Below are 19,618 nucleotides of genomic sequence, written 5' to 3'. Positions count from 1 at the left end.
CATGCGATCATTGTTCTGTAAAACTCAATACATCAGGATCTACACCCGCCGGCTCGCCAAGATCCGGCGTGTCCGTGAGCAGCACAACCGGCTCGCCGGCGCCGTGCAGCTCGAAGACCACAAGACGGTTCTCGCCCGGCTTTAACAGCGGACCCGGAAGGTACAGCGTCTTTTGGGGCCCGCGTTCCCAATAACGTCCCAGATGAAAGCCGTTTACGAACACCAAGCCTTTCGTCCAGCCGTCAAACCGGATGAACGTGTCGGCCGCCTCGTCTACGTGAAAGGTGCCTGCATAGAAAGCAGGGCCTTCCGGCGAAGAAACCGGTCTCTCCGGCATCGGCTGAAACAACAGTCCTTCCGGCGTTTCCAGCGGGAGGCAATACACCGTCCAGCCATACAAAAACTGATTGTCCAGACGCACGCCTTCGGTAATCCCTTTCCTGTCCTGCAGCAGCGGGCCGTAGTTAATGCGTCCCATATTCTCAACAAGCACAGTCAGCTCCGCGCCTTCGGCGGGAATATCGATTCGCAGCGGCTTAGGATCCCAACGCTCCACGACGCCGACCGGCACGCCGTCGATAAAAACCTGCGCCCGGTCGCGCACTTCCTGCAGCCATAGCTCCTGCCCCCGGCGCGAGCTGCTCACGCGGGTCGTGTACGCAATAAATCCATACTGCTGGCCAAGCTTCTCCATCGGCTCCGGATACGTCAGCTCCGCTCGAATCCCCAAACGGTCCAGCTGCTCCAGCAGCCGGGCGTATCGTGCCAAACGCACCTCGCCGTAGCTCTTGCGCGGTATAGGCGCCGGGAACAATTCCCACGCTTCTTCCGCCTTTGGAGAATACTTTCTCAACAAATCGCGCACCGCATAAAATTTAGCCGTAGGCTCGCCCCATTCGGAGAGCGGCGCATCGTAGTCATAGCTGGTCGCCGTGGGCTCATACGCCCGAATATGATTGGCCCCGCTGTAAAATCCGAAATTCGTCCCGCCATGGAACATATAAAAGTTCACCGAGGCGCCCGCCTCGAGCATCTCCTCCAGCACCTCCGCTACATCGGCCCCGTCTCGGGTATGGTGCGGCTCCATCCAATGATCGAACCACCCGTTCCAAAACTCCATGCACATCAGCGGCTCGTCCGGACGATACTCGCGGAACTTGGCGAACGATTCCAGCGCCCTCGAACCGAAATTGACCGTCGCCAGCACGCCGGGCAGCGTCCCGCCCTGAAGCATTTCGTCAGTAGCGACCGTCGGAAGTAAACAGCAGCACGTCAATGCCTCTGCTCAGCATGCCCTGCCGCAAATATTCCAGATACTGCTTATCGTTACCGTAGCTGCCGTATTCGTTTTCCACCTGCATTGCAATAATCGGTCCGCCGTTTGTGCTAAGCAGCGGCTTCAGCTTCGGCAGCAGCACATCATAGTAAGCGTCGACCTTGGACAGAAAGAGCGGGTCCGAGCAGCGCAGACGCATATCCGAATAACCGAGCAGCCAGGCCGGAAGGCCTCCGAATTCCCACTCGGCACAAATATACGGGCTTGGACGAACGATCACCTGCAAGTCCAATTCGCCCGCCAATTCAATGAAACGGACGATGTCCGCCATGCCTTCAAAGCAAAATACACCCTCCTTCGGCTCATGCACATTCCAGGCTGCATACGTTTCTACAATAGTAAAGCCGCAAGCCTTCAGCTTCAGCAGGCGATCCTTCCAATATTCGGGAACAACGCGAAAATAATGAATAGCGCCGGACAACAGCCTGACCGGCTCTCCATTCCAAAGAAACTGATTTCCTTTCACCTCTAACGGTGTCATCAAACCGGCAGCTTCCTCTCATCTAAATATAGGATGTCTCTATAATATATGTAATTATATTTCATAGATTTGATGGTTTCAATCATATATTTGACGATAACAATCTCATTTAATGGGAAAGGAACTCTTTTTTAGAGCCGGAAAGGTCTATGAGGAGAAAGAAAAGACATCTATCCAAGCGCTCGCTGCGGCGCTGTGACGCCCCGCCATCAGCCTGTCGGCCTCATTGCGAGGTCCGCCCAAGGAGGCAAGATGGACGGACCTTCCCTGAAGCCCGTTGACGGGACTTGTGCTTACCTGAAGTTAGCTGTGGCCTTGCCCGTATCCATGTCCCTGACCGTGGCCCTGTCCGTGGCCCTGTCCGTGCCCATGTCCGTGACCATATCCATGACCGTGCCCGTAAGGATAGTGCGGATAGTGATGATAGCCATACGGATGATGCCCGTAAGGGTGATAAGGATGATAGGGATGCGGATGGTAGACGTAAGGGTGATAAGGGTGCGGATGAGGGTGATGATGCATCCACTGCTGCTGCTGCGTTCCCTGCTGAGGATATTGCTGGTACGATCTTTTATTTTGAGCCATTGAGAAAATCCTCCCTTTTCCATGTCGATAAGATGGTTCATTACCTCCACAACTTATGCCGTCCAAATCGGAATAGATGCTTATCCTTACGGTTTAGGCGGCAAATTGGACGGCTGCCCGCTAATGGATCCGCCTTTATCTCATCAACCATGTAAAAAGCCGCCCTCCCATGAAATGGAGGACGACTTTCGATGGATTATTCAAAATCCGGCTGTACCCGTATCTGTGCCGTTGTCTTGCAGCCCTTCCGTATTGCCTGTCCCGGCATTGCTGAATACGGTATTCAACTGGCATCGAGCCGAACCGATCCGCACTGCTGCAGCCGAACACTGAAAGAGGCTGTTATGGGTCACGAGATTCCCCTTGGCCGAGTAGCCGCTCCCTTCGCCGATCGTATCGATCAAAATACCGGCTTCCGTTTTGCGCACATCGTTATTTTTGATCGCATTGCCGTCGCCGTTCAGCACGGCAATCCCCCGCGGCGCATCATAAACCGTATTGCCCGCTATGCTGTTGCCGTAAGGACGGTCGTCTCCGGCATTTTCTTCCGCATCCAGCTGGATGCCGGCAGAGGCGGCCTGCGCTACGACATTATTAACTACGGTATTGAAGCTGCTCGCATCCTTCAGACGGATGCCGTAAGTGCAGCTCGTCTCCTCCGAGCCCAGTCCGGAAGCCGAAATCATATTCCCTTCAATCAGATGATGCGAACATACGCTCAGCTTGGAGGATAAGAGAATAGCGGTATCTTTACACTGCTCTATGACATTATTAACAATCGTGGAGTAGGTGCTGCCCGATGTAAGATAAATGCAGTTGCGATACACATTTTTAAAATGATTTCCCGCTATGGTATGGTTCACTCCGCCTTCTACAACGATGCCGTAGCCTTCGTACAAGCTTTCGGAGCCTAAAATAAACTGGAAAGTACATTGATGAATAGAAACATGCTCGGCGCGGGTCAAATAAATACCATTGGTTATGTATTTAAATGCGCATCGGCTGATGAGAATGTGCGAGGCTTCGAACGCCGTAACGCCTTTCTCCACGCCAGCCGACGCTCCGTTCGGCACCCCGATGCCCTCGATCGTAAATCCTTGAATGGAACAATGACTTGCACTGCTGCCGAAGATCAGCATCTGCAGGTTATTCACCCCGGATTTGAGAACCGTGGCCTCTGCGCCTTCGCCTAATAAATGAACCTTGGATTTAATAAAAATCGTCGATCGAATGGTATAAGTCCCCGCCGGAAAAAAAACCGTACCTCCCGAATACGCAGCGCTGTTAACAGCCGCCTGAATCGCGGGACCGTCGTCATCGTCCAGCCGGCCGGTTCCCCGGGCGCCGAAATCTTTTACATTATAATAGATTCCGGTGCTGTTCGCAGGAGCGGCAGAGGAAGCGGCGTAGGCGGTTCCCCCTCCCCCAAAACCTGCGCCCGCAGCAAGCAAAGCGCCCGCCGCGCCCATAGAAGCCAGCAGCTGCCTGCGGGTCATAGGCTTCTGATTCTGATCGTTCGGTGTGTCGTTGGTTGGCACGAAAAGCTCCCCCTCTTCATGGCAATTCTATGAAAATTATAGCTTTCATAGAGAAAGAAGGCAACCCTGTCAGTCAGCAGGCTGGGATACCAATCCTTGGGAGACGCCTGAATAAAAAAGAAAACAGGCCGTCCGCCTGTTTTCAATGCCTGGAATCCGTTTCCTTGGCAGGCCTCGGCCCGCTTTAACGAAACATCCCCCATAATTTAATAAGATGAAACGTGTTGTTGGGGTCGATTTTTTGCGCGATGACGAAATTAACCATATGCTCCGTCTGCTGGTCGGTAGGTCTCTCCCCCAGCACCTTGGACAGCATGGCGACAAACCTTCTGACCTTCGTGCGGTCTTGAAGATCCGTTTTCGTCACCCCTTGCAGAATCATTTTAATCCGTTCTTTCGTATCCGGATTTTTCATCTTCAGCTTGACGCGTTCCACAAAAGCAGGATCGAACCCGTATTTCTGATAGCTCATGTCACGAACACCTCCGATAACGGATATGAATACAGGTATGCTCATCCAATTCGGGTATGCTGCAAACCTCTCACCGTAAGTTTATGACGGAGGGCTCGGACATGTGTCCTATAAAATTCCGCTCGAATAACAAATAGGCATTAATCCAGCAGCTCGCTTTCGGTAATATGCTCCCGCTGCAAAAATTCGCGCAGGTGCGCATAGCCCGCGGCGGTCCAGAAGTCCGGGCGCCGTACCAGCTCCGCGGCATCGTCGCGCGCCTGCTCCATGACTTCGAAGTCCGTCACCATATCGGCAATCCGGAAATCCGGCAGCCCGCTCTGCTTCGTTCCGAAGAAGTCGCCCGGCCCGCGGAGCTCCAAATCGCGCCGGGCGATTTCGAAGCCGTCGTTCGTGTCCGTCATCGCCTTCATTCGCTGCTTGCCGACCTCATTCTTCGGATCGGCGATCAGCACACAGTAGGACTGATGCTCTCCCCGGCCGACGCGGCCGCGGAGCTGATGGAGCTGCGACAGCCCGAAGCGGTGGGCATCGTAGATGACCATCAGCGTAGCGTTAGGCACATCGACGCCAACCTCAATGACGGTCGTCGAAACAAGCACATGAACGCGGTTCGCGCTGAACTCGCGCATCACTTCATCCTTCTCCGCAGGCGTCATCCGCCCGTGAAGCAGGCCGACCTTATAATCCGGGAAGGCAAACTGCATCTGGGCGTGCACGTCAATTGCATTCTGCACGTCCAGCTTCTCGGATTCCTCAATAAGCGGGCAGATGACGTAAGCCTGGCGTCCCTCGGCTACCTCGCGGCGAATAAAACCGAGCACACGCTCCAGCATGTCATGCGTGACCGCATACGTCTTGATCGGCTTGCGCCCCTTCGGCAGCTCGCTCAGCGTCGATACGTCCATGTCGCCGAAGGCGGTAATAGCCAGCGTCCTCGGGATCGGCGTCGCCGTCATCGTCAGCACATCGGGGTTCAAGCCTTTGCGGCGCAGTATACTGCGCTGGTTGACGCCGAACCGGTGCTGCTCATCGGTCACGACCAGACCGAGCTTGCGGAAGAACACGTCTTCCTGGATAAGCGCATGCGTGCCCACGACGACATCGATCATGCCCATCTGCAGCGAGCCAAGCACGTCTCTGCGCTGCCGGTTCCGTCAAGCTTCCCGTCAGGAGCGCCACCTGGATGCCGTAAGGCTCGAACAGCCGCTCCAGCGACCGTTTATGCTGTTCGGCCAATATTTCCGTAGGCACCATCAGCGCTCCCTGGTAGCCGGCCTTCACGACGGCGTACAGCGCGGACGCCGCTACGACCGTCTTCCCCGCACCTACGTCGCCCTGCAGCAAACGGTTCATGCAGAACGGCTGCTGCAGATCATGCAAAATTTCGGCCAGCACGTTCTTCTGCGAGCCGGTCAGCGTAAACGGCAGCGCGCGCACGAAGGCGCGTACCGCAGGCATGTCCAGCGGATGCGCGACGCCATCGGCCCGATCATGGTTGAGCGCCCGGTAGGCCTGCATTTTCAGCTGGAACATAAACAGCTCTTCGTATACCATCCGCCTGCGGGCACGCTGCCCCTCCTCCATCGAACCCGGCATATGGAGCAGCGTTACCGCCTGCTTGCGGGGCATCAAATCATACTTGGAGAGCAGCTCCTGTGGCAGCACTTCCGGAATAAGCCCGCCGTACTGCGTCAGCGCCTGCGTTAACGTCTGGCGCATCCATTTCTGCGTCAGCGCCGCGGTCACCGAGTAAACAGGCTGCAGCGTACCGATCTGGGAGGTTCCTTCCCCGGAAACTCGGACTCCGATACGGTCAGATGCAGCCTTTTTTGATCCCATTTTCCGGTCAGAACCATTTCCGTTCCGTTCTTCAGCTGGTCTTTCAGGAAATGCCGGTTAAACCAGACCGCCGTGACAAACAGCGAATCCACCATGACCTTGCAGGTTAGCCGCGACTTCACCCGTCCGTACATCTGGACCATCGGAATCCCGACAATCGTCGCCTTCACGGTAATTTTATCGCCGTCCTTGACTTCCGTCAGATCGCGGATCGTGTAATCTTCATAGCGGAACGGATAATAATCCAGCAGGTCGCCAACCGTGGCGATGCCCAGAACGGACAACTCCTCGAGCTTCTTTCCCTTGACTCCATGAACATCCTTGACCGGAATATGGTATAAATTCATGCCCGTCATGTCGCCGGCGTGACGAAAGCCGCTACGGCTCCGGGGCCGGCGTGCGTTCCGATGACGGAACCAATCGTTGTATAAAGCATACTTTTCACCTCAAAATGCTGCTTCAGCAGGCCGCTAAGCTCGTCTGCCGAAGCCAATGTATTCGCGTGAGCCACTGTGACATGAATCGGCGTTCCCGCAAAGTCCGCCTGCAGCAGCTCAATGATGCGGGCCATCGCCTTCTTATGTCCCCGCACTTTATCCACCGAGTAGACTTCTCCTTCATCGGAAATCGACAGGATTGGTTTGATGTTCAGCAGCGAACCGACCAGAGCGGCGGCTTTGCCGATACGTCCGCCCTTTTGCAAATATTCCAGCGTATCCACCAGAAAATATAACCGCATCTCGCGCCGCAGCTTTTCGACCAGCGCAACGATGTCTTCCATGCTCTTCCCTGCCTGCGCCGCTTCGGCCGCCGCAACGGCCAGCGTACCGATACCGTATGAAGCGGAGCGCGAATCGACGACCGCCAGGTTCCGCCTGCTCCTCCAGAAGGGAGGCGGATAATACGGCGGACTGGTACGTCCCGCTCAGCGCGGAGGACAGGTGGATCGAAACGATTCCCGCATCCGTTGCAGCAGCCAAACGCTTATAGACCTCGACAAATTCCTGCGGCGAAGGCTGTGAAGTCGTGGGCAGCGAAGGGAACGAGGCCAGCTTGTCAAAGAAAGCCTCCGGACTCAAATCCACCCCGTCCTTATAGGTCTCCGTTCCGAAATGTACCTTTAGAGGAACCACCTCTATGTTTAAGCGTTCACGCAGCTCCGCCGGAATATCGGCAGTGCTGTCCGTTATCACTCGAACCTGACCCAAAATCCATCCACCTCATCTATGCTTGAATATCTGCCCGCAAGCGAAGCTTACTCGGCAGAAATAATATAATAATACAGCGGCTGACCGCCGGAATGCACTTCCACTTCGATTTCCTTGTACGTCTCTTCGATGTACCGGACAAGCAGATGCGTCTGCTCCTCCGCCGCCTCTTCCCCGGTGTACACCGTAACGATTTCGGCTCCGTCTTCCACGAGACGGTCAATCAGCCGCTGCGATACCGTAAGCAAATCCGGTGCTGCGGCAGCCATACTGCCGTTATGAAGAGCGAGATAGTCGCCCTGTCTGATATCGATGCCTTCCATCTGCGTATCTCGGACCGCATAGGTCACCAGCCCCGATTGGACCTGACCGATCGCCTGCTCCATCGCTTCGGCGTTTACGTCCGCTGAGGCGCCCTCCCGGTAGGCGATTACGGCAGCGATCCCTTGAGGAATCGACTTTGTCGGAATGACGATCAGTTTCTTGCCATCGACGAGATCTACCGCCTGCTGCGCGGCCAAAATAATATTGGAGTTATTCGGCAGCACGAACACCGTCCTGGCCTGCACACGAGCGACCGCATTTACAATATCTTCGGTACTCGGATTCATTGTCTGCCCGCCATGGAGTACTTGATCCACACCAAGGCTTGTCATGATTTTGGAAATGCCTGCTCCTGCCGATACCGCCACAAACCCGTACGGCTTTAGCCCCTGGGCCGCAGACGTTGAGACAGAAGATGCTCCCTCCTTCTGTCCTTGCCCTTGAAGCTCGGCCGCTTCCTCCAACAAGATGTGGGAATGCTGCTCTCGCATATTCTCGATTTTGATCCGGCTTAAGGCACCGTACTGCATCGCATGGTTCATAACGCTGCCGGGATATTCGGCATGAATGTGCACTTTAACCAAATCTTCGTCGGCTACCACAAGCAGCGAATCGCCGAAACGGGACAGCTCCCGGCGGAAGTCGCCCTCATCGAACGCTTTGCGCCCTTGATCGTTAAAAACCACCATAAATTCAGTGCAGTAACCGAATTCGATATCCTCCGTAGCCAGCTTAGCCTGAGCACGCGACGGCTCGGCCGATGTGTGCGCGCTGGAATGCGCATGGACCCCAGAAGGCATCTGCAGCGGATTCGTCTGTCCGCCGGCAGCCGGATCAGAATAAAGCGGCTCTTCTCCGCCGTCCAGCAGTGCCTCCCAAAAGCCTTCATAAATGTACAGCAACCCTTGACCGCCCGCATCGACGACCCCCACCTGCTTGAGAACGGGCAGCAGGTCCGGCGTCCGGGAGAGCGCCTCCTGCCCCTGTTTCCGGACAGCGCCCATCAGCTCCGCCAGATCGGTCGTCCGCTTCGCCTGCTGGACAGCATGCTTGGCCACTTCCTTAGAAACCGTAAGAATCGTGCCTTCGACCGGTTTAACTACCGCCTTGTAGGCCAGGTCCACACCATGCTGCAGCGCAGCCGCGAATTGAACCGTATCGATCGAGGCGCGATCCGCTACCGATTTGGCAAAGCCGCGGAACAGCTGGGACAAAATAACGCCCGAATTGCCGCGGGCTCCCATCAGGAGTCCTTTGGCCAAAGCTTCGGCCGCTTTGCCGATATGCTCAGAAGGACGCCGGCGCAGCTCCTCCACGCCGGAGGTCAAGGTTAAATTCATATTCGTTCCCGTATCCCCGTCAGGTACCGGAAACACATTGAGCGCATTGACATTGTCGACGTGATCTCTAAGCTGCCGGGCTCCTTTTTCCACCATACGGATAAAGTCATTCCCATTAATTATGTTTAAGCGCTTACTCAAAAATATTCCCCTTCCTGCTTAGAACGGCCAGGCCGCCTGTTCGCGTTACTGAGCGACACGTACACCCTGAACGATGATGTTCACAGCCTCCACTTGAAGCCCCGTAACCTCGTTTAATACATACTTCACCTTCGTCTGCACATTGCGGGCTACAACCGATATTTTCGTTCCGTAACTGACCACGATATATAAATCAATAGAAAGCATTCCCTGCCCGTCCCGGCGAACCTCGACGCCTCGGCTCAAATTATCTTGGCGGAGCAGCTCCGCAATGCCGTCCTTCAATTGATTGCGCGAAGACATGCCGACCAGTCCATAACAATCCAAAGCCGCCGAGCCCGCCAACACGGCAATAACCTCATCCGCTATATAGACCTTGCCATATTCCGAAGTCATTTCAATAGCCATGTTTCGCAGCTCCTTTGATATAGATTAGGATGGACTATGTTTCATTCTACTATATCAAACGCAAGAAATAAATAAAATTTGGCTAAACGAGCATAATTTCAAGCTTGTGACATTGACGGCTTTGTTTCAGCTATGATATGATATTTGAGTGTGTTTTCTAGGAATTGCTCACGGAGAGTTCGCATTTCGAAGACAAGCAATATGAAAGTCGTCGAGGCTTTTAAGGAGGTGTAACACAATGTCCCGCAAATGTTTCATTACTGGTAAAGGACCAAGCACTGGCAACCACGTATCTCACGCTAACAACAAAGCGAAGCGTACTTGGGGTGTTAACGTTCAAAAGGTTCGTATTTTGGTGGACGGTAAACCGAAGCGCGTTTATGTAAGCACAAAAGCTTTGAAATCCGGAAAAGTTACCCGCGTGTAATTTTTCTCCATCCGCTGATAGACAAAAAGCACCTGGCCACAGGTGCTTTTTTTAGTTATGGATAGCGCCGTATAACTAAAACGGCAGATCCTTCAGATCCTCTTCGATTCGCAGGCTCCCTCTGCTGCGTAAAAGCCTGCGTCGATTTATAGACCGCCCTAAGTATGCATTTCCGATACGGTCAGTTTTTACTGAATGTACTAAGTACCGCCTTCACAAAACCGCCTATAATTCTCGGTAACTTGATCGTATAAAATTTCATTTCTACCCCTCCTCAAGTATCGTGGGAAACCCTGCTTTCACCAGTCCGCGCTCTTCTAGCGTTACAAGCACAATGTTCCTTGATACTCCATTATATTCCGCGTTTTCGAAAACGTGCCTATCCCACTTCACCTTGACCTAAAAAACAAAAAAGGCTACAAAAGCCTGAAACTTTTGTAACCATGTTATGCGGCGGACAGCCGTTTTATGACTTGGATATCATTCTGGAATAAGGACGGTGCCCTCTTAAGCCGGTGCCGGCAGTTGACCTGTCTTCAAGGTAAGATAGACGGCATAGATGACAGCCATAATAAAATACAGCACGACCGTCGTTACGACAAAAGCAATCCGCATGCCGCGACTCTCGTGTCTTCTAAAAAATTGAATGCCTACATATAAAGCGCCCAAAGAAAACAAATATTTCAGCATGTCTTGAATATTGGAAAACAAGCTCAGCAAGCCGGCACAAAGCAGGCTGTACCCTAAGACCGTAAGAAATCTCAATTACGTCACTCCCCGCCTCGAATATCACGAATCGCCTGCGCCCGGTCGGCCGTATTAAATACCGCACTGCCTGCTACAAGCACATCCGCGCCGGCGGCCGTAACCTGGCGTGCCGTCTGGGCATTAATGCCTCCATCTACCTCAATATGTACATGCGAGAGGCCTCTTTCGTTCAGCATCTCGCGCAGCTTCGCGATTTTGGGCAGCACCTCGGGAATGAACTGCTGTCCGCCAAAGCCGGGATTGACCGTCATCAACAATACCAGATCCAAAGAATCGGTCAGCACATGCTCGATCGTGGACAGAGGCGTTGCCGGATTCAGTACAACGCCGGCCTTAACCCCTTGCTCCTTAATGAAATGGAGCGTACGGTGCAGATGTCTGCACGCCTCCACGTGAACGGAAATCAAGTCCGCCCCCGCCTTGGCAAAGGCTGGAATATAAGCATCGGGCTGTTCGATCATCAGATGAACGTCAAGCGGCAGCGCCGTATGAGGGCGGATCGCTTCAACCACCAAAGGGCCGATAGTGATGTTAGGCACGAAATTCCCGTCCATCACGTCCACATGGATCCAATCCGCTCCTCCCCGCTCCACGTCGGCGATTTCAGCGCCAAGCTTTGCAAAATCAGCTGATAAAATAGACGGTGCAATATGCAGCATATCAGTATCTCCTTTTTCTCTCTTTAATTTCCCCCAAGAAATATAAGTAGTGTTCATACCGGGTAGGGGCGATTTTTCCCTGCTCCTTCGCTTCAATAACCTTGCAGCCGGGCTCATGCTGGTGAAGGCAGCCGCGGAACTTGCATTCCGCAGCATAAGGACGGAACTCCTTGAACGAATCACTGAGATGCTCCGCTTCTTCCACCTGCAAAAAGTCCAGCGAGCTGAAGCCCGGTGTATCGGCAACCAGTCCGCCGTTCTGCAGACGGATCAGCTCGACATGCCGAGTCGTATGCTTGCCGCGGCCCAGCTTGGAGCTGATCTGATTCGTTTCCAGCTGCAGCCCCGGCACCATCGCGTTCAACAGCGAGGATTTGCCTACACCGGACTGGCCGGCAAATACGCTGATGGTTCCTGCCAGCCGCTGCAGCACCGGTTCAATCCCGATGCCGAATTTGGCGCTTGTAACCACGACCTGATACCCGATGGATTCGTACAGACGAACCACATCGTTCATCGTGACTATATTCATCGCATCCTTCACCGTATCCTGGGTAAGCTCCGTTCCCTCGGAGCCGGCGGTCATTTCAAGCCCGAACTCCTCTTCGCCGCCAACCAGGTCCTGCTTGGTTAAGCAGATGATCGTCTCCAGGCCGGCGCTTTCCGTATGCACCAGAAATTTGTCCAGCAGCTGCAGGTTCAGCGCCGGCTCCTGCACGGCAAAAACAAGCACGGCGAGCTCTACATTGGCGACCGGCGGACCGGACCAGCTTCGGAAGTACGGGGTAAAACTTCATCCACCATCCCCTCGCCGTTTTCCGTCAATTCGAACATCACCCGATCCCCTACCAGAGGGGAGATGCCTCTCTTTTTAAAAATCCCTCTGGCGCGGCATTGAATCGAAATCGAGGACATCGTCTGTTCCTCTTCCGAGAGTACGTAATAATAACCGCTAAGCGCCTTTACGATTAAACCGGCTGGCATTCCATTCGGCCTCCTGTGCTATTTGGGTTTGTTAGTCGTCGTGCTGGCCGGCGTAGCCGCTCCGCCCCCGCTGCCGGAGGCGGGATTGCTTCCCTGCGTGCCTGGAGTGCCGGCGCCGCCGGTTCCGTTGGTTCCTCCGGTCCCGTTGGTCGTCGCCCCGCTGCTTCCGGCCGGCGGCGCCGTATTCGTGCCTGGAGTCTGCGTTGTTCCAGACGGCTGGGTGGTACCTCCTTCACCGGAGTTGGAAGGAACCGGATTGAACGGCTTGCCGTTTTTCTGCGCCAGATAATCCTGATACGTAACCGTCAGCAGATCGGTCAGCGAATTATCGGCCTTGATTTGAATTGTCGCCGTTTTGTCCGGAGCAAGCACCAGCTTCACTTCCGTCGTCGTGGCTTTGGTCACGTTAGGGATCGTTTTATACTCAACCGGCGTGTTGTCGTTCGTCGCATCGCTCAAAAGAATTTTGACCGTAGAAGGTGTGCCTTCCTTCAAAGGCTTGATCGGCACTTGAATGGTCATCGGTCCGGCGTCGGACGGAAGTCCCGAGCTGATAATCAGGCCGATTTCCTCTCCGCGCGACACTTCGTCGTTATATTCATAAGGGAACTGCTTGATTACCTTGCCCTTCGGCTGCTTATAGCTCGGCTCCACGCTGATGCCGTCCTTCGCCAGCTTCAGATTGCTGACCGCAATCCGGCTTCTCGCTTCCGCTTCGCTCAATCCGACCAAATCAGGCATCTTGAACGTTTCTCTGCCTTTGCTTACGGTCAGCTTGACGCTGACGGTCGCAGGATCGATATCTTCATTCGCCGTTGGAGCCTGCTGAATGACGGTTCCCGCAGCTTCATCCACGAACTGCTGCTCCACCGCGATTCGTTCTTCCTTGATCCCCATATTCATCAGCTTCGACTTAGCATCGGCCAGCTGCGTGCCGGTCAGGCTGAGCATTTTTTGCAGCTCCACGCCTTTGCTTACATAGAGCGTCACCTTGCTGTTGGGCTTCAGCTTCATATCCATCGGATTTTGCCGGATGACCACATCCTTAGGCACATCCTTGGACGTTTCCTGTACGACATCGTAATCCAGCTTTGCGTCTCTAATTTTCTTCTGAGCGTCAGCCAGAGGCATGTTGACGACGGTAGGCACGTCCACATCCTGCACCTTCAGCGTCGTTCTGAGGTAGCCGACCGCATACCACATGCCGCCGAGCAGAATGAGCAGAGCCACAATCCAGATCAGCGGCTTCACCCAGCGATTCTTCTTTTTTCCGTCGCCGGGTCCTTCCGCTTGTTTCTCGGGCGGCTCCTCTTCATCATCGGCGGGAGAAGGCATATATTGCCCCGGACGGATCGCCGGGATAATACGCGTTTTCTCCTCATCCAGCTCGTCCTCATCCAAAAAATTCAGCTTCGCTTCATTGCGCCGGTGCGGCTGCAAGCAGCTGTCGAGATCCTCCAGCATTTGCTTGGCGGAACGGTACCGTTCCGCCGGATTTTTGCGCATCGCCTTCAGGATGATATTCTCAACGCTCTGCGGAATCAGCGGGTTCACCTTGCGCGGGTCTTCGACTTCCTCCTGAAGATGCTTCAGGGCAACGCTGATCGGGCTTTCGCCCAGAAAGGGCAGGCGGCCCGTCAGCATTTGATACATGACGATACCAAGAGAATATAAATCCGATTGCTCGCCAGTGAACGTCCCTTTGGCATGCTCCGGGGAGAAATAATGAACGGAACCGACAACCGAACCGGTTTGCGTAATCGTAGAGGAGGTGACAGCGCGGGCAATCCCGAAATCGGTCACTTTGACCCTGCCGTTCTTGCCGATCAGAATGTTATGAGGCTTAATATCGCGATGAATGATTTGATTGTGATGCGCGTGATCGAGTGCATCGCAGATTTGACTGGCGATACGTACGGCTTCCTCCACCTGCAGCGGTGCTTTTTCCTTAATCAGCTCGTTCAAAGTCGTACCCTCAATGTACTCCATCACAATATAATGAACGTCCTCTTCCTGGCCAACATCATAAATGCTGACTACGTTCGAATGGGATAAAGACGCCGCGGCCTGCGCTTCTCTGCGAAAACGCTGAATAAACTCCTCATCGTGGACATACTGCTGACGCAGCACTTTAACGGCTACATGGCGGTGCAATAAAATATCGAGTCCCTTATACACGATCGCCATGCCGCCGCCGCCCACACGCTCAAGGATCTCATAGCGGCCTCCCAACTGCTTACCTATCATTCATCATCACCTCTTTTCACCGTCAGCATGATCGTCAGCTAGGTCGGGTTCCACTATATTGCTAACCAGTATTACCGTAATGTTGTCGTCGCCTCCCGCGTCCAGAGCGGCATCTACCAGCAGCTTGGCCTTTTCGTCCAGCGCATCTCCGGTGTTGATCAGCGCAAGCATCTGATCGCTGCTCACCAGGCCGCTCAGACCGTCGCTGCACAGCAGCAGCACTTCTCCGCTCGTCCAGACCCAATCCGCGGTATCGACCTCGATCGTCGCTTCCGTGCCCAGCGCCCGGGTCAGCACATTGCGCCGGGGGTGATGGCCGGCTTCCTCGCGGGTGATTTGCCCGTTTTTGACCAGCTCGTTAACGAGCGAATGGTCTTCGGTCAGCTGCCCCATGCCGGCGGCATCCACTTTATAGGCACGGCTGTCCCCGATATGACCGATAACAACCGATTGTTCATCCGCCAGTACGGCGACGACCGTCGTCCCCATCCCGTGATAATTTTCACGCTCGGAGGCGAACTGGAAGATCGTCTCGTTCGCCATTTCAATGGCGGCCTGGAGGCGGCTTTTGCGTTCCGTTACGGATGCCCCCTGAGGGATCGTCTGCAGCTCGCTGCGAATAAGATCGACGGCCATTTGGCTCGCGACATCCCCTGCCTGGTGTCCGCCCATCCCATCGGCGACAATCGCCAGAACAAAACCGTTCAGACTTTCCTGTACAAGCATCCGATCCTCATTGACCGTCCGAACACGGCCGACATCCGTAAGACTCGCTGTTTTCAACATCGTTCTCCTCACCTCGCACCCGACTCCATATGCTTCGCCCGCAGCTGGCCGCAAGCCGCCGCAATATCGCTCCCCTGCTCCCTGCGAATCGTTGCATTCACCTTGTTGCGCTCCAAAATGCGCTGGAACGTAAAGATATCGTCCCGAGGCGTCCGCACATAATCCCGTTCCGATACGTAGTTCACCGGAATCAGGTTCACGTGGGCCATCGGGAATGTTTTCAATACTTGGGCCAGCTCCTCCGCATGCTCCGGACGGTCGTTGACGCCCCCCATCAGGGCGTATTCGAACGTAATCCGGCGGCCGGTTTTGGCCACATAGTATTGACAGGCCTCAAGCAGCTCGGCAAACGGATAGCGGCGGTTTACCGGCATCAGCTTGGAGCGCAGCGTATCGTTCGGCGCATGAATCGAAATCGCCAGATTGATTTGCGTATTTTCCTCGGCAAAACGGTAAATGTTCGGCACGATCCCGCTGGTGGATACGGTAATATGGCGCTGGCCGATGTTCAATCCTTTCGGATGAATCATCACCTTCAAAAATTTCATCATCGCATCGTAGTTCTCGAACGGCTCCCCGATGCCCATAATGACGATGCTGCTGACGCGTTCATTCGATGCGTCCAGCAGCTGCTGCGCTTTGACGATCTGGGCGATAATTTCGCCGGACGTCAGATTCCGCTTCAGCCCGGTCAGTGTGGAAGCGCAGAACGTACAGCCGATGCGGCAGCCGACCTGCGTCGTCACGCAAACGCTGTTGCCGTAGCTATGTTTCATGATGACGGTCTCGATCGCATTTTTGTCGGCGAGCTCGAACAGGAACTTCACCGTGCCGTCCTTCGATTCATACTTCGCCACCTCGGTCAGCGTCACAAAATCGAACTGATCGGCCAGCTTTTCGCGAAGCGGCTTCGGTAGGTTCGTCATGTCCTCGAAGCTTGATACTCTTTTCACATACAGCCAGTCAAAGATTTGCCCCGCGCGAAAGCCCGCTTCGCCGTTGGCTTTGATCCACTCCTGCCAATCCTCGAGCGTGTAGTCGTATGCGTAGGGCTTTGAGGCTTCCAATACTTTCGGTGCTTTCAATTCCATATATTTATCACAACCTGTTTGTCATTTAATTGTGTAGATTGAACCTATTTTATCACAAATCGCTTCATTGCGCTCGCTTGCGGAGCTTGGCGATAAAGAAGCCGTCCGATTGATGCTCGTACGGGTAAATTTGCAGCGGCTCCGGCTGGGAAGGATCCATCTCGAATTCGGGATGCTCCCGTAAAAAGGCTTCGATCCTCCCGCCATTCTCCTTATGCTCGATCGTGCAGGTGCTGTAAACGAGTACGCCGCCCGGACGCAGCAGCTTGTGCACCTGGTTCAACAGCTCCGCCTGGATCACGCAGATATCGTCCAGCTCCTGCTCCGTCTTGCTCCACTTCATGTCAGGCTTGCGCCGGATAACGCCAAGTCCGGAGCAGGGAGCGTCCAGCAAAATACGGTCAAAGGTGCCCTCGGCAAACCGTTCCGGCAGCCTGCGCGCATCCGATACGAGCGTACGCACCGACGTCAAACCGAGTCGCTCCGCCTGCTCGCGGATCAGCTTCTCCTTATGCTCGTGAATATCGCAGGACCACAGCTCGCCGCGGGTCCTTCATCTTCTCCGCCATGTGCATCGACTTGCCGCCCGGAGCGGCGCAGCAGTCCAGCACCTTCTCCCCCGGCTGCGGGTCGACCGCTTCCGCGACCAGCATCGAGCTCTCGTCCTGGATCGAAAACAGGCCTTCGGCGAACCAGGGCGTCAGCGCCATATTCCCGCCGCCTTTGACGATCACCCCCGCCGGAGCAAGCTCGGAAGCTTCCGCGTCCAGTCCCGCTTCCGTAAGCCGGCCGATCAGCTCGTCGCGGCTGAGCTTCATCGTATTGACCCGGATGCTGACCCGCGGCGGCACGTTATTCGCTTCGCAGATCCGCTCAGTCCGCGCCTCGCCAAGCTGGCGAGTCCAGCGCCGCACCATCCACTGCGGGTGCGAATGCTGAAGCGCGATGCGCTCCTCCGCCGGAAGATGATCCGGAATCTTAAGCGATTCCTTTTGTCGGATAACATTGCGCAGCACCCCGTTAACCATCCCCGAAATGCCCTGGTGGCCTTTCTTCTTCGCCAGGTTCACCGCCTCGTTGACGACGGCATGCTCCGGAATGCGATCCAAGTAAAGCATTTGATACAAGCTGAGCCGCAGCAGACTGCGGACCAGGGCTGCAGCTTGGCCAGCCCCTTGGCGACAAAGCGCTCCAAGAAGTAGTCCAGCGTGTTGAGCCGCTGAATCGTACCGTAGACGATCTCGGTCGTCAGCCCGGCATCCTGTTTGTCCAGGCCGAATTTCTGCAGCGTCTGATGCAGAAGCAGGTTGCTGTAGGAGCGGGTCCTGCTCCGTCCGCACCAAGACTTCCAGCGCCGCTTCCCTAGCCGTCCCTTTGGCTTTGGGCTGCGCCTTGCTCCCGTTCGGGGAACCGTAACGGCCCTTTGCGCCGTGTCCCCCGGCTCCTCCTGGCGGTCTACCCGCCGGACGTCTCGTGTTGTCCGTGCTTTTGTTCATAGATGTCTGCCTCCTATCGCGTCCGCGGTTCCGCTCATCCAAGCACCGTGCCTGCCGCAAGCTGACCGCCGCGGGCGAACTGCGCGGCATCCATCGCCTTTTTCCCTGCCGGCTGCAGCCCGGTCACCGTAAGGCACCCTGCACCGGCAGCAATCTGAATCCCCTGCTCGGAGACATGCAGAACCGTCCCCGGTTTCTCTGCGGTTTGCACGGACTCGTCCGGTTTAGCGCAGCTCCAAATTTTGAGCACGTCGCCGTTCCATAACGTGTACGCGCCCGGGCGGGGATGCAAGCCCCGAACCTGATTCCATATGTTTAAGGCCGGCAGACTCCAGTCGATCTGCTCCTGCTCCCGAGTAATGTTAGGCGAATAGACCGCATCCGCATCCTGCTGCGGCACGGCTTGAATCCGCCCTTCCAGCAGATCCGGCAGCGTCTCCTTCAACAGTTGCGCGCCCGCAAGGCTCAGCTTGTCGAACATCGTTCCAGTCGTATCCTCGTCGGTAATCGGCACTTCGATCCGGCTGATCATATCTCCCGTATCGAGCCCCTCCGCCATGTACATAATCGTCACACCCGTGACCGGATCGCCGTTCATGACCGCATGATGGATCGGCGCTCCTCCGCGGTATTTCGGCAGCAGCGAAGCATGGATGTTAATGCAGCCGTGCTTCGGAAGCTCCAGCACCGATTTCGGCAAAATCTGCCCGTAAGCCGCCGTAACGATCAAATCCGGCTGCAGCGCCTTCAGCTCCGCGACGGCTTCGGGACGGCGAAGCCGCTCCGGCTGCAGGACGGGAAGGCCGTGCTTCTCCGCTTCCACCTTCACGGGCGTAGGCGTCAAAATACGCTTGCGCCCAACCGGACGATCCGGTTGGGTCACAACGCCGACAACTTCTCTGCCGCTCTCCAGCAGCGCTTGTAAAGACGGGACGGCGAAATCCGGCGTCCCCATAAACACGATTCTCATGCTTCACCGCCCTGAGGCTCGTTGCGGTACATTGTTTCGGCCAAATCGGTGTACAGCACGCCGTTCAAATGATCGACCTCGTGCAGAATGCAGCGCGCAAGCAAATCCGTTCCTTCCACAACGATTTCTTTGCCTTCGCGGTTCAAGCCTCTGACCTTCACGCGTTGAGCGCGTCTCACGTCACCCGTCCGGTTCGGAATGCTCAGGCAGCCTTCAGGACCGAACTGCTCCCCTTCGGTCTCGAACACTTCCGGATTAATCAGCTCGATCAGCCCGCCGTGCTCTTCGCCGCAGTCCATAACGATGACACGCTTCAAAATACCGATTTGCGGCGCTGCCAGGCCCACACCCTCGGCGTCATACATCGTATCCACCATATCGTTCAACAGCTTGTGGATGTTCGGCGTAATTTTCGTTACCGGCTTGCATACCTCGCGCAGCACCGGATCCGGATCTTTTACAATCATTTTAATAGCCATAAATGAGCACACCTTTCGTCTATGAGCGTATGACCT

At 55.2% G+C, this 19,618-nt stretch carries 14 protein-coding genes and 5 pseudogenes; 1 reads left to right on the top strand and 18 read right to left on the bottom strand.

Going from position 1 to position 19,618, the window contains the following annotated elements; all coding sequences use genetic code 11:
* Positions 1 to 7 precede the first annotated feature (7 nt).
* The 8 genes and pseudogenes from ACHHV8_RS10725 to ACHHV8_RS10690 form a co-directional block, all read right to left on the bottom strand.
* Positions 8 to 1,817 (bottom strand): annotated as a pseudogene (locus tag ACHHV8_RS10725) (glycoside hydrolase family 35 protein).
* 303 nt (positions 1,818 to 2,120) lie between these two features.
* Positions 2,121 to 2,402 carry a hypothetical protein gene (locus ACHHV8_RS10720; RefSeq protein ID WP_395158260.1) on the bottom strand — a complete coding sequence of 94 codons (282 nt, stop codon included), beginning with the start codon at positions 2,400 to 2,402 and terminating at the stop codon, positions 2,121 to 2,123.
* 200 nt (positions 2,403 to 2,602) lie between these two features.
* On the bottom strand, positions 2,603 to 3,940 hold the full coding sequence (locus ACHHV8_RS10715; protein ID WP_395158259.1) for a right-handed parallel beta-helix repeat-containing protein: 1,338 nt from the start codon (positions 3,938 to 3,940) through the stop codon (positions 2,603 to 2,605).
* Positions 3,941 to 4,124: 184 nt separating this feature from the next.
* A complete protein-coding gene (locus ACHHV8_RS10710; protein ID WP_395158258.1) occupies positions 4,125 to 4,412 on the bottom strand; it encodes a stage VI sporulation protein F in 288 nt (95 codons plus the stop codon).
* 140 nt (positions 4,413 to 4,552) lie between these two features.
* Positions 4,553 to 6,601: pseudogene (gene recG, locus ACHHV8_RS10705) on the bottom strand (ATP-dependent DNA helicase RecG).
* 5 nt (positions 6,602 to 6,606) lie between these two features.
* Positions 6,607 to 7,462, bottom strand: a pseudogene (locus tag ACHHV8_RS10700) (DegV family protein).
* Between the two features lie 47 nt (positions 7,463 to 7,509).
* Complete coding sequence (locus ACHHV8_RS10695; RefSeq protein ID WP_395158257.1) at positions 7,510 to 9,267, bottom strand: DAK2 domain-containing protein; 1,758 nt, start codon at positions 9,265 to 9,267, stop codon at positions 7,510 to 7,512.
* Between the two features lie 45 nt (positions 9,268 to 9,312).
* On the bottom strand, positions 9,313 to 9,675 hold the full coding sequence (locus tag ACHHV8_RS10690; protein ID WP_395158256.1) for an Asp23/Gls24 family envelope stress response protein: 363 nt from the start codon (positions 9,673 to 9,675) through the stop codon (positions 9,313 to 9,315).
* Between the two features lie 238 nt (positions 9,676 to 9,913).
* Between ACHHV8_RS10690 and rpmB the strand changes: the two genes are divergently transcribed.
* Complete coding sequence (rpmB, locus tag ACHHV8_RS10685; RefSeq protein ID WP_094015000.1) at positions 9,914 to 10,102, top strand: 50S ribosomal protein L28; 189 nt, start codon at positions 9,914 to 9,916, stop codon at positions 10,100 to 10,102.
* A 181-nt stretch (positions 10,103 to 10,283) separates the two neighbouring features.
* Here rpmB and spoVM read toward each other — a convergent pair whose 3' ends face one another.
* The 10 genes and pseudogenes from spoVM to def form a co-directional block, all read right to left on the bottom strand.
* The gene (gene spoVM, locus ACHHV8_RS10680) at positions 10,284 to 10,364 is read right to left on the bottom strand and encodes a stage V sporulation protein SpoVM (RefSeq protein ID WP_395163468.1); all 81 of its coding nucleotides are present in this window, start codon (positions 10,362 to 10,364) and stop codon (positions 10,284 to 10,286) included.
* A 245-nt stretch (positions 10,365 to 10,609) separates the two neighbouring features.
* Positions 10,610 to 10,867, bottom strand: a complete 258-nt coding sequence (locus ACHHV8_RS10675) for a hypothetical protein (RefSeq protein ID WP_395158255.1) — start codon at positions 10,865 to 10,867, stop codon at positions 10,610 to 10,612.
* Positions 10,868 to 10,872: 5 nt separating this feature from the next.
* Entirely contained in the window at positions 10,873 to 11,529 is a 657-nt protein-coding gene (gene rpe / locus ACHHV8_RS10670) for a ribulose-phosphate 3-epimerase (protein ID WP_395158254.1), read from the bottom strand.
* Position 11,530: 1 nt separating this feature from the next.
* A pseudogene (rsgA, locus tag ACHHV8_RS10665) lies at positions 11,531 to 12,513 on the bottom strand (ribosome small subunit-dependent GTPase A).
* Positions 12,514 to 12,531: 18 nt separating this feature from the next.
* A complete protein-coding gene (gene pknB / locus ACHHV8_RS10660) occupies positions 12,532 to 14,760 on the bottom strand; it encodes a Stk1 family PASTA domain-containing Ser/Thr kinase (protein WP_395158253.1) in 2,229 nt (742 codons plus the stop codon).
* 6 nt (positions 14,761 to 14,766) lie between these two features.
* Positions 14,767 to 15,546, bottom strand: a complete 780-nt coding sequence (locus ACHHV8_RS10655; RefSeq protein ID WP_395158252.1) for a Stp1/IreP family PP2C-type Ser/Thr phosphatase — start codon at positions 15,544 to 15,546, stop codon at positions 14,767 to 14,769.
* Positions 15,547 to 15,554: 8 nt separating this feature from the next.
* A complete protein-coding gene (gene rlmN, locus ACHHV8_RS10650; RefSeq protein WP_395158251.1) occupies positions 15,555 to 16,637 on the bottom strand; it encodes a dual-specificity RNA methyltransferase RlmN in 1,083 nt (360 codons plus the stop codon).
* A gap of 64 nt (positions 16,638 to 16,701) precedes the next feature.
* Positions 16,702 to 18,133: pseudogene (gene rsmB, locus ACHHV8_RS10645) on the bottom strand (16S rRNA (cytosine(967)-C(5))-methyltransferase RsmB).
* Positions 18,134 to 18,167: 34 nt separating this feature from the next.
* On the bottom strand, positions 18,168 to 19,103 hold the full coding sequence (gene fmt, locus ACHHV8_RS10640; protein WP_395158250.1) for a methionyl-tRNA formyltransferase: 936 nt from the start codon (positions 19,101 to 19,103) through the stop codon (positions 18,168 to 18,170).
* Positions 19,100 to 19,582: a peptide deformylase gene (gene def, locus ACHHV8_RS10635; protein WP_395158249.1), complete on the bottom strand. Its 483-nt coding sequence runs from the start codon at positions 19,580 to 19,582 to the stop codon at positions 19,100 to 19,102. Before def ends, fmt begins: the two co-directional genes overlap by 4 nt.
* Between the last annotated feature and the right edge of the window lie 36 nt (positions 19,583 to 19,618).

Origin of the sequence: Paenibacillus sp. TAB_01 (assembly GCF_043945595.1) — a bacterium.
Taxonomy (GTDB): Bacteria; Bacillota; Bacilli; order Paenibacillales; family NBRC-103111; genus Paenibacillus_S.
The sequence above is the reverse complement of the archived record's forward strand: the minus strand, read 5'-3'. Positions and strand labels throughout refer to the sequence as shown.